Annotated in this window: 2 protein-coding genes; both read right to left on the bottom strand. The window is 69.6% G+C overall.

The features are described 5' to 3' along the window. Positions 1-68 precede the first annotated feature (68 nt). Positions 69-908, bottom strand: a complete 840-nt coding sequence (gene istB, locus LDL49_RS56410) for an IS21-like element helper ATPase IstB (protein ID WP_225303192.1) — start codon at positions 906-908, stop codon at positions 69-71. Then, on the bottom strand, positions 908-1,367 hold a 460-nt coding region (locus LDL49_RS56405), incomplete at its 5' end, for a Mu transposase domain-containing protein (RefSeq protein ID WP_443689907.1). The genes istB and LDL49_RS56405, both read right to left, overlap by 1 nt.

Here is a 1,367-nt window from a genome sequence, read left to right as displayed (position 1 = left end):
TGTCAACGACGGCCGAATTCTGACCCCCTGGCGTCGCCTGAATTTTGACCCCCTGATGTGCTTGATTGTTACTGGTCGTTGGTGTGGCCGGCTGTGGGAACGCGGCCAAGGTCGCGGTTTTTGAGGCGGTAGCTGTCTCCCTTCAGGCTGATGACCTCGGCGTGGTGGACGAGGCGGTCGATCATCGCTGCTGCGACGACGTCGTCGCCGAACACCTCGCCCCAGCGCCCGAACGGCTTGTTGCTGGTGACGATCAAGCTGGCTCGTTCGTAGCGGCTGCTGACGAGTTGGAAGAACAGGTTGGCGGCTTCGGGCTCGAACGGGATGTAGCCCACCTCGTCCACGATGAGCAGCGGGATGCGCGACAGCTTGGTGAGTTCCTGCTGCAGGGTGGCGGTGGTGTGGGCGTCGGCCAGCCGGTCGACCCAGGCGGCGGCGGTGTCGAAGGCGACCCGGTGTCCGGCCTGGCAGGCCCGGATGCCCAGGCCGATCGACAGGTGGGTTTTGCCGGTGCCGGGCGGGCCGAGGAAGACCACGTTCTCGCGTGCGGCGACAAAGTCCAGCGTGCCCAGATGAGCGATGACCTCGCGTTTGGCCGAGCGCTGATGGTCGAAGTCGAAGTCCTCCAATGCTTTTCGGGCCGGGAAGCGGGCCGAGCGGATGCGGGCCTCGCCGCCGTGAGACTCGCGGGCGGCGACTTCGCGCTGCAGGCAGGCGGCCAGGAACTCCTCGTGACTCCAGGACTCGGCCCGGGCTCGCTCGGCCAGCCGCTCGACGGCGGCATGCAGCGACGGCGCCTTCAGGGCCCGAGACAGGTAGGCCAGCTCTGCCTGAAGGTTGCGGCCCTGGCCGCTGGTGGCGGCTGCGCTGGTTGAGATCGCGCCGGCTGGGGTTCGCGCGCTCGCCATCACGCCACCACCCCCTGGCTGGTGTCGATGCCGAGCAGGGTGTCGTAGTCGCTGAGCCGGCGTTGCTCGACCTGGGTGTCGGCCGCTGGGGTGGCGAGCTGGAGGCGGGAGCGGCGCATCGCCGCGGCGGCCTGGGCGTGTGCCGGGTCGGTGATGGTTTGGTGGGCGGCCCAGCATCGTGGGTGGGCCGCGACGCTCTGCCCGCCGCAGGTGACCCGCACCTGCTGCAGGTCGGCGATCACCTCGACCAGCCGGCCGATCGCCGCAGGGTGGACCGAGTAGTCGTTGGAGGCGATGCGCACGTAGTGGTCGCGAGCCAGCCGGGTCGACGAACGCCAGCCGACCAGGGGAGCCACCGGCGGCAGCGCGAGCATGGCAGCCCGGTCGGTGACCAGCCGGTCGGCCGGGCGGCACTCGATCCGCCGATGATGGCGCGTATTGGCCCGATGAGCCAGCCAG

It is taken from the genome of Nonomuraea aurantiaca, assembly GCF_020215705.1.
GTDB lineage: Bacteria > Actinomycetota > Actinomycetes > Streptosporangiales > Streptosporangiaceae > Nonomuraea > Nonomuraea aurantiaca.
The sequence above is the reverse complement of the archived record's forward strand: the minus strand, read 5'-3'. Positions and strand labels throughout refer to the sequence as shown.